8 protein-coding genes are annotated in these 8958 nt (G+C 40.9%); all 8 read left to right on the forward strand.

The features are described 5' to 3' along the window. Nucleotides 1–45: 45 nt before the first annotated feature. On the forward strand, nucleotides 46–1968 hold the full coding sequence (locus tag BIV59_RS16675) for a 3'-5' exonuclease (RefSeq protein WP_071352586.1): 1923 nt from the start codon (nucleotides 46–48) through the stop codon (nucleotides 1966–1968). A 102-nt stretch (nucleotides 1969–2070) separates the two neighbouring features. Further along, nucleotides 2071–2853: an arylamine N-acetyltransferase family protein gene (locus tag BIV59_RS16680; protein WP_071352587.1), complete on the forward strand. Its 783-nt coding sequence runs from the start codon at nucleotides 2071–2073 to the stop codon at nucleotides 2851–2853. A gap of 236 nt (nucleotides 2854–3089) precedes the next feature. Continuing rightward, nucleotides 3090–3986 carry a YflT domain-containing protein gene (locus BIV59_RS16685; protein WP_071352588.1) on the forward strand — a complete coding sequence of 299 codons (897 nt, stop codon included), beginning with the start codon at nucleotides 3090–3092 and terminating at the stop codon, nucleotides 3984–3986. A 238-nt stretch (nucleotides 3987–4224) separates the two neighbouring features. Next, nucleotides 4225–4590, forward strand: a complete 366-nt coding sequence (locus BIV59_RS16690) for a hypothetical protein (protein ID WP_071352589.1) — start codon at nucleotides 4225–4227, stop codon at nucleotides 4588–4590. A gap of 66 nt (nucleotides 4591–4656) precedes the next feature. Next, nucleotides 4657–5652 carry a 3-oxoacyl-[acyl-carrier-protein] synthase III C-terminal domain-containing protein gene (locus tag BIV59_RS16695; protein WP_071352590.1) on the forward strand — a complete coding sequence of 332 codons (996 nt, stop codon included), beginning with the start codon at nucleotides 4657–4659 and terminating at the stop codon, nucleotides 5650–5652. A 453-nt stretch (nucleotides 5653–6105) separates the two neighbouring features. Beyond that, nucleotides 6106–6918: a methyl-accepting chemotaxis protein gene (locus BIV59_RS24495; protein ID WP_481747445.1), complete on the forward strand. Its 813-nt coding sequence runs from the start codon at nucleotides 6106–6108 to the stop codon at nucleotides 6916–6918. 298 nt (nucleotides 6919–7216) lie between these two features. Next, entirely contained in the window at nucleotides 7217–7915 is a 699-nt protein-coding gene (locus tag BIV59_RS16705) for a Type 1 glutamine amidotransferase-like domain-containing protein (RefSeq protein ID WP_071352591.1), read from the forward strand. A 714-nt stretch (nucleotides 7916–8629) separates the two neighbouring features. Beyond that, nucleotides 8630–8958 (forward strand): T7SS effector LXG polymorphic toxin (locus BIV59_RS16710; RefSeq protein WP_240501931.1); only part of this gene is annotated, 329 nt, incomplete at its 3' end.

Raw genomic sequence — 8958 nt, forward strand, 5'->3', positions numbered from 1 at the left:
ATATTGTATAATGAAGGAAAATGACAGATTATTGGAGCGGGTAGGATGGCTATTACCATACCGGAGTCAATCAGGTCATCGGCAACTGCTGGAGAAAGGCTTTTATTTCAAACGCTTAAGTCTTATCTTCCGGATGACTATATTGTGTACTATGAAGCGGAAATTCAGGGGAAAAGACCGGATTTTATTATTATCGGTCCTGATCTTGGCATTGTCGTGCTAGAAGTGAAGGATTATACACGAAATACACTTCTGCAGATTAACCATGATCAGTGGCAGATTGTCAGTACTTCTTCCGGGGAGCAGACTGTAGTAAAAAGCCCTTTGAAACAGGCAAGAGATTATATGTTCCACATTGTGGATGTTCTGAAGAAAGATAAAGATTTGGTCCAGCTTGAGGGAAAGTACCAGTTCCAGCTGAAATTTCCTTACGGATATGGAGCGGTTTTTACTCGTCTGCGCTCGAGTGATATGGTAAAAGACGGCCTGTACCAGGTGATTGAGCCATCGCTCTGCCTGACACGTGATGAAATTGATCCGGAAAAAGAAGGATTTTCAGAAGAAATTTTAATGGAAAAGATATTGAATATGTTTGTCGTTCCGTTTCGGCTAAGGGAACCGCTCACGTTTCAGGAAATCAATTCAATCAGGTACCATCTCTTTCCTGAGGTTCGGATCAGCGCTGAATTTAAAGCTCCGGTTCCTTATCAGGACCAGCTTCTTTTGTCTCTTCATGATATTAAAACCATGGATTTGCATCAGGAAAACCTGGCTAAGCAAATTGGAGATAAAAATAGATTGATACGGGGCGTTGCAGGAAGCGGCAAGACATTAATTCTTGCGAGCCGGGCAAAAATGCTTTCAAAGCAGCATCCTGATTGGAAAATACTAATTCTCTGCTATAATATCTCTCTTTCAAATTTTATTCAGCAGATTGTCACAGCGATGATGAATGAGCCAGAGGATTTGTTTGACTTTGATTTCAATGAACAAGATGGCGGTTCACCGCGTAATCATCAAAATATTATTATCCGGAACTTTCATTCCTGGCTCAAGCAGGATCTGAAAATACGGGAACAGCAGCTGCCGGAAATGATTGAGAAAATTAAGAGCGGCGAGAGCATTCTTCCCACATATGATGCTGTGTTAATAGATGAAGGCCAGGATTTTGAGTCAGACTGGCTGAAGCTTGCAAGTCTTTTAATTAATCAGGATACCCAGTCACTCCTTCTTGTCGAGGATCGTGCCCAGACCATATATCGCCGCAAGCGGGCGTATGTGAAGGATACAGGCTTGAGTTTTCAGGGGAGATCCAAGATTTTATCCATCAATTACCGAAACACTTCCCAGATTGTGAAGTTTGCCTGGGATTTCTATCGTGAGCATTCAGTTTTAAAGGATAAAGTAGTAAATCGGGAACTTGAAGGCGAAATTATTTCACCTCAAAGCACGAAGCGGAAAGGGCCAGAGCCGGGTATTGTAAAGGCGGCAAGCATTCATGAAGAAATGAGGATTGTAGCCCGCCAGATTAAAAAGCTGCATATGGAGAAAAAAATCCCGCTTGATGACATCCTCATCCTTTACAGGGTAAAGCGAACTAATCAGCATCCTGTTATTGATCTGATAAAAAAGGCGTTGGATAAAGAGGGATTGCCGTATTTTTGGCTGACTGAAAATGACCGTACTAAGCGCTCCTTTGAAAAGGATGACGGAAAAATCAAAATCAGCACCATTGACAGCAGCAAAGGGCTTGATTACCGTGCCGTGTTTATTGTTAATACGGAAAGTATGCCGTTTCCTCTTGAAGAAGACGAAGAAAGGGAAGTCTCACTTCTTTATATCGGCATGACCCGGGCCAAGGAATATTTATGCCTGTCCTATTCAGGTGAATCATTGTTCACCAGATATATGGATCAAGTATTGAGAGAGCGCAAGGCAGCGGATCATATCATTAAGAGTGTGAAATAAGGGTGAATCCAAGGAGGTATCTGGGTTCACCCTTATTTTCTATCATGCTATAATAAAATGGGTTGTAAGGAGAGTATCCCGGCCAGAATGGGGGAGAAACGAATGAGCAATCTGAATACATTATTTCGCAGAAGAATCGGTTTCCCTGAACATGAAGAAATTACTTTTGAAAAACTGAATATCATTCTTGAAAAAACGGCGAAAAGTATTCCTTTTGAAAATTTGTGCATTATCGGTAATCGAACAACAGAGATTACGAAAGAAAACTTAATAAATAAATTGCTTTTAAAAAATGAAGGCGGGCTTTGCTATGAACTGAATGCCCTCCTTTATTTCTTTTTAGCAGAAAACGGGTTTGATATTACTCTTGTTCGAGGGGTGATATTTGATCAGCAGAATCAGCGGTGGAATACGATCGGCAAAACACATGTGACAAATCTGATCACACATGATGGACAGGTTTTCCTTGCAGATACCGGATTTGGCGGAAACCTGCCATTAAGGCCTGTTCCATTGACGGGAGAAACGACTCCGTCTGCAAATGGGGAATTTTGTGTTAAAAAAGAAGAAAGTGATTACGGCGATTATATCTTTTATATGAAACTGAGGGATAAAGATAAAGAGTGGAAGAAAGGATATGCCTTTGATTCTGCCCAAGCGGTGGAGGATGCAGCTGAACTGAATGATGTTCAAAAAATCATATTGGAGCATCCGGAATCTCCTTTTAACAAGAAAAAACTGATTACTATGATGACAGATCGCGGAAATGCAACTTTAACAGAAAGTTCATTTACCGAATGGAGAGATGGGAAACCTGAAAAAAAGGAAGTAGGTCAAAAGGAATTTACTGAGATAGCAAGGAAGTATTTTGGTCTTGCAGATTAATCACACTTAAATTTTAAATCAATCCGTTTTTAAGCCGGGACATCCATAGGGGTGTCTCTTTTTTTGCGGAAAAAATCAGCCGCTTTCTTGAAGGGTGCAATAGGGGCTGTAATGTGCTGGAACATGGTGGGAATCATTCCCTTCCTGTTTATCATGATATAGCACGGGTATAAATATTCTAGAAAGTCAATAACGACTATGGAAATTCATCCAATATTTTAAAGGAGGAAGTTATCATGGCAAAAAGTATTGTTGGAGTTTATGATTCATCTGAAGAGACTGTTAATGCAATCGAAGGCTTGACTTCAAGAGGGTATGATGCCGGAAACATCTCGGTTATTACGAATAGAGAAGATACCGATTATGTAGAAAACAAAACAGGCACTGTTGTGACAAGTTCTGCTGATGATGGGAAGCAGCATGAATCTTTTTGGGATCGATTAAAAGAATACTTTGTTATGGATGACACTCCAGGATCGGAAAGCGATAAATTTGCAGACTTGAATATTCCCAGAAATGAACTTGATGCATATTCTGCTGACCTCAAAGACGGAAAATTCCTTCTGGCTGTAGACATTGATGCAGCGAATGATGCCGTAGTAAGATCTGCTATCAGAAATGACAGCAGTGATACTGGCACTGTGAATGCCTTCACAGGCAATGCAGCTTCTGCTAGTAGGGGCTTGCAGGATGACAGTACGGAAACAGCTTCACAAGATGGCCTGAGAACGAAGAGTGTGGAAGATTTCCAGACAGATGGTTCGAGAACGGCCGGCAGCATAAGTAATTCTTCAGGTTTGGATGATAGCGGGAATACTGCTTCTTATAATAATCCAAGAACAGGCAAATTACAGGACAGCCTTGAAACAGATAATATCAATGGCATGAACAAAGAACCGTTCCATGATACGGCCGGTGGCCCTCGCGGGAATGACAGTCTCGGCACAGATTACGGTAATAATCTGGACGGAACAGATGATAAAGATAAAAGTGAAAGAGAATATGGTTATGTCCCACACCCGGACACAGATCATAACGATGGATTTGATGGCGAGGGAAAAAATGAGAAGGGTCTTTTAGAGAATGATGAAAAAAATCATGTAACTTCCCAAAGAGGTTTTGGCAGAGACTAAATGATCAGCTAAGGTCCGAAAACAGAAGAAGTTCACTAAGCGGCAGGCACTTAATCAGTGCCTGCCGTTTTTGTGTACAAAAATCAGCTCGTTTCCCCGAATTCAGTTTTATGCTAATTTTCCAAAATGTTTTTCTGGAAAAATGATTTTGCCCCGTTAGCTGTAAATAATGAAAAGTAAGCCGATAAAGAAATGGTCACCATTTTATATAGATTAGTAAAGAGAGGATCGTTGATTCATGGCGTTATTTGAGACCAATCAAAAAGCGAAAGCATTCATTATTACACTGGGCGGTTTTGCTGAAACAGATAAAGCTTCCAACTTTGTTGATTTGTTAAAACAAGAAACTGCAAAATTAAATGTGAATGATTTCACATTAATTGTGAATTCCTCTGAATTGAGGACGTTTAAGCATTCGATACTGCCTGTCCTGGAGCAAAGCTATGCTTTGTATATGAGCCTTGGGTTCAAAAAAATACTCATGGTAAAGCCATTGAATGTCACACCGCGGCTGCAGCTGAAGAGAATTGCCAAAAATACAGGTTTTACCGGCCAGTTTGTGGATAGCCTGCAGGATGCATACAGCATTTCTACGAACCAGTAAATAAGACTACGGGCTGCATATGCGGCTCGAAATCAATCACTTAATAAATAAAGGAGAGCATCTATAATGGCAGCGAGCATCGTACTGAAGGAAGTATCTGTATACCACCCGGAAAATGCTGTAAATAATCAAGATTATATCAATCATTTTAACAAGCAAGGTTCTGATATTACCCGTCTGCTGGATGCACTTGGAAGAGAAAACAGATATGTCGCAGATGAATCAGAAAATGCATTAACGATGGCGGTTGAGGCATCTAAAATTGTCCTTGAAAAAGCAGGCATGACCGGACAGGACATGGATATGATAGTTTTTGTTTCTGGTACTCCTGAGTATTTGTGGCCGCCGAATTCAGCAGCCGTTCATCATGTGATTGGCGGGAAAAAAGAAGCAGTTGTGTATGACATGAATGCCGCATGTGCCGGAATGATCATAGCTGCAGAGCAGGTGAGCCGGAATATGACAGCAAATCCGCATATACAGCGTGCATTGATTGTCGGCTCTGAGGTGATGCACAGATTCAGCAGGCGTGAAGAAGCGGTTACTTATGCAAGCTTTGGAGATGGAGCCAGTGCGATCATCTTAGAAAAAAACGAAAATAGCGTAAGCGGTTTTGTCGATTCGATTTTTAGTGTCAATACCGAATCCATTGAAAAGATTGTCTTTCCCGCCTGCGGAATATCCAACATGTATGACGAACAGACAAGTGACTTTGACAAAAGGGTTCAATGGGAAAATGTCAGCAATGACCGGGCATTTACGTCCACCCTGGAGCTGATTGAAACATTATTAAAAAGAAACAACTTGCAGGCTGCAGATGTTTCTGCCTACTGCTTATCCCAGCTTTCCCGGAAAAATATCTATAAAATACAGGAAGCACTGAATGAAAGTATAGAAAAATTCCCTATAACAGGGACTGAATATGGCTATACTGGCGCTGCCAGCCCTTTCATGGCGTTTGAACGTTCAGTGAGCAGCGGCAGAATCCGAAGAGGCGATTATGTCGTGTTCTGGTCTGTTGGCGCAGGCACCGCATCGTGCGCATTATTGTTTAAATATTAAGGAGTGAGAAACTTGGCAGGCAAGAAATCAGCGAAAGCAGCGGAGGCGAGCCCGTATAAAATCATTATGGCTCCTTCCGTTTTAATAGGAATTTGCGTGATTCTCATTTCATTATGCAAAAACCGGGATATGGAAATCACACTATTACTGATCTGTGCAGCACTTATCATCGGATTAGGCGCCTGGGTATCATTTATCCTGGCTAATAATATGAAAAAGGTAAAAGAATATGCGAAAGCAATGGAAGCAGGGAATTTAGCAGAAGTCACGGATACAAATGGCTATGAAGGTTCTCTGATTCGTTCCCTGCATGATGCAGGAAATACAGTGGCGCATTTTATTGCTGATCTGAAAGAAAGAATCGAACAGGCAGATGGAAATTCTGATGAACTCACTGCCATCATGACAGAGCTTATTTATATCATGCAGGATATTAAAGAAACTACCACGGAGATGACAGCAGGCTCTATTGAATTAAGCGCAGCTGCCCAGCAATTAGGGGCTTCCGCAGAAAGCATAGAAACATCAACAAGGCAATTGGCCGTAAAGGCAAACGAAGGGGAAAGCATCGCTGAGGAAATCAAATCAAGGGCTTCACAGGTAAGAGAAGATGCCAAAAACTCTGCCATTGCTTCCTACAATATTTATACAAGCCAGGAAGAAAAAATTACGAAAGCGATAGATGAAGTGAAAGTCGTGGAAGAAATAAAAATTCTGGCAGATACCATCGGAAGCATTGCCGGACAGACCAATTTACTTGCTCTAAATGCTTCCATCGAGGCAGCAAGAGCGGGAGAAGCCGGTAAGGGATTTTCTGTAGTAGCGGAAGAAATACGCAAGCTCGCTGAACAGTCCACAAAATCAGTGGAAAACATCCGCAATGTGACTGGGCAGGTGCAGACGGCATTTACAAATCTCACCATCAATGCAAAAGACATTTTGGAGTATATGGATAAAAAGGTAAAACCGGATCTTGAAAAAATGGTTCACATCGGCGTTCAATATGAAAAAGACGCAGAATATATAAGCGAGATGTCTAATGGAATTGCTCAATCTTCAGACGAAATGGCGAATGCCATACAAGAAGTAAATTCAGCCATTCAAATGGTATCCTCCACGTCTCAGCAAGCAGCATCAGGTGCCGAAGAAATCCTCGAGAACGTGTCAGAAGTTTCACTGGCCATCAAAGAAGCACAAGAAAATGCAAAAAACCAGCAGGGAAGTATCGAGCAGATTCAAAAGCTTTCACAGAGCTTTACCGTATAACCTGAACGGAAACCGGATTTTATGAACATTGCCGATTCTGGGATTTCCTAAACAGAAAAATGCCGTACTTATTCACATTTTCGAGAATAAGTATGGCTTTTTTCATGTCTATAGATTTAGCGAAATGGTCTGGGGATTCCTGTAAGGACTATTAGTATGCTGTCATTCTGAGAACCTGCAGAGGGTGATATCCATTTTATGGTATAGTTTAGTGTAAGAGTTTGTTAAACAAACAAGGCAGTTTAATAGTAAGATGACCACCCAATATATCAATGAAGTAAGAGTGGAGGCATGGACAATGAGACAGATTATTGCAATGGGCGGCGGGGGTTTTTCTATGGAGCCGGACAACCTTTTACTTGATAGGTACATATTAGCTCAAGTGAAGCAAAACTCACCTAAGGTATGTTTTGTTCCAACAGCAAGCGGAGATCAAACAAATTATATTGAGAGATTTTATAAAGCCTTTAACAATCTTCCTTGCCAGCCATCCCACTTATCTTTGTTTGAGCCGGAATTTACCGATTTAGAAAACTATGTTCTTGAGCAAGATGTCATTTATGTCGGCGGCGGAAATACGAGAAATATGCTTGTACTATGGAAAGAATGGGGATTAGATAGGATTTTGAAAAAGGCATATGAAAATGGAGTTATTCTTGCAGGATTAAGTGCCGGTTCCATATGCTGGTTCGAAGAAGGATTAACAGACCCTCTGAATGCCCCTTTGTATAAATTGGATGGGTTAGGGCTTTTAAAGGGCAGCAATTGTCCCCATTATGACGGAGAAAGCAAAAGAAAGCATTCCTATCACCAATTAATCTTAGAAGGCAAAATAAAAGGGGGCTATGGGGCTGATGACGGTGCGGCTCTTCACTTTAAAAATGAAACCTTATCTGCTTCTGTAAGTTCCGGGCCGAATTCAAAAACATACTTTGTTAATTGTATAGATAGTGAAATTATTGAAAGTGAGCTGGAAACCCATTACTTGGGCACATGATCAGAGGTGCAATTAACAAGAAGGGTGTGGAAGTCTGCAATCTCAGTAATACTTTCATTCTGGTAACTCATGATCCCCTTAATAAGATCTTTTTTATATGATTTATTAATGCATATTGGCCTCCTGGTTCTCATAGATACACGTAAGAAAGCTGACGCTGAAAAACACATAGATATGGTATGCGATGAACACTTCCCTTTTTTGAGGAGAGGTGTTTTCTTTGTGACTATTTACCTGTTTTGGATGATTGAAAAGAAGTCAAATTTCCTATTAATTTAAACAACTATGTACCCTATAATGTAAAATATGGAAATGATTGAATGTGCTGTTATTCTACTAATATAGAATAACCGTTTAGGTATGTTCAATTATTCAGGGATCAATGGGAGAAGATTTTTAGAATGTCGGCCATTATTTATAAGATTTGAGCAATATGGTATGTAATGGGAGCTGGAGATAAAGCTCAAGCGTTTAAGTGTAAACAGTCAGCTGTTAAAAAAAATTTAGAAATTTTAACACTGCATGCTCCTGCTAAACATTATTCCGGCAGTACTAACTGGTTTTCACCAGTCATGGGGATGGAAGTATAGCATTATTGGCCAAATGCGATATGCTATCATCCCAAAAAAACGAGGATACAAAAGCAGATGCTGATTTAATGCAGCATCAGAACGAGGCGATAACCAGGAAATAAACAGGGAAGGGCCTGATACAATGGCAAATGCCAAAATTTATGAACATAGTACACTGATAGCGGCCATGAAGGAACGCGCCAAGCAATATGAAGAACTTGAAAAGCAAATCACCGCGCTCAAAAAAGAATTTGAAGCCATTGTCAACATGGATGATGAGCTTCAGGGAAATGGCGCAAAATCGATTAAGGGATTTTATGGGGCGCAAGGAGATCTTGCGGATGCCTGGCTGGGGCTGATAAAGGCCAACATTGCCTTTTTCAAAGGAGTCAGCGACTCTGCCGAGGATGTCAAGCTCTCAGTAGACACCGTCGTCATGGAACCTTTTCTAGAGGACGAGGTTTCAAACGG

It is taken from the genome of Bacillus sp. MUM 13, from assembly GCF_001866725.1.
Lineage (GTDB): Bacteria > Bacillota > Bacilli > Bacillales > DSM-1321 > Peribacillus.

Excerpts from the sequence above, each read along its gene's own strand:
- BIV59_RS16675 (WP_071352586.1), top strand. The coding sequence starts at position 46 with ATGGCTATTACCATACCGGAGTCAATCAGGTCATCGGCAACTGCTGGA.
- BIV59_RS16680 (WP_071352587.1), top strand. The coding sequence starts at position 2,071 with ATGAGCAATCTGAATACATTATTTCGCAGAAGAATCGGTTTCCCTGAA.
- BIV59_RS16685 (WP_071352588.1), top strand. The coding sequence starts at position 3,090 with ATGGCAAAAAGTATTGTTGGAGTTTATGATTCATCTGAAGAGACTGTT.
- BIV59_RS16690 (WP_071352589.1), top strand. The coding sequence starts at position 4,225 with ATGGCGTTATTTGAGACCAATCAAAAAGCGAAAGCATTCATTATTACA.
- BIV59_RS16695 (WP_071352590.1), top strand. The coding sequence starts at position 4,657 with ATGGCAGCGAGCATCGTACTGAAGGAAGTATCTGTATACCACCCGGAA.
- BIV59_RS24495 (WP_481747445.1), top strand. The coding sequence starts at position 6,106 with ATGACAGCAGGCTCTATTGAATTAAGCGCAGCTGCCCAGCAATTAGGG.
- BIV59_RS16705 (WP_071352591.1), top strand. The coding sequence starts at position 7,217 with ATGAGACAGATTATTGCAATGGGCGGCGGGGGTTTTTCTATGGAGCCG.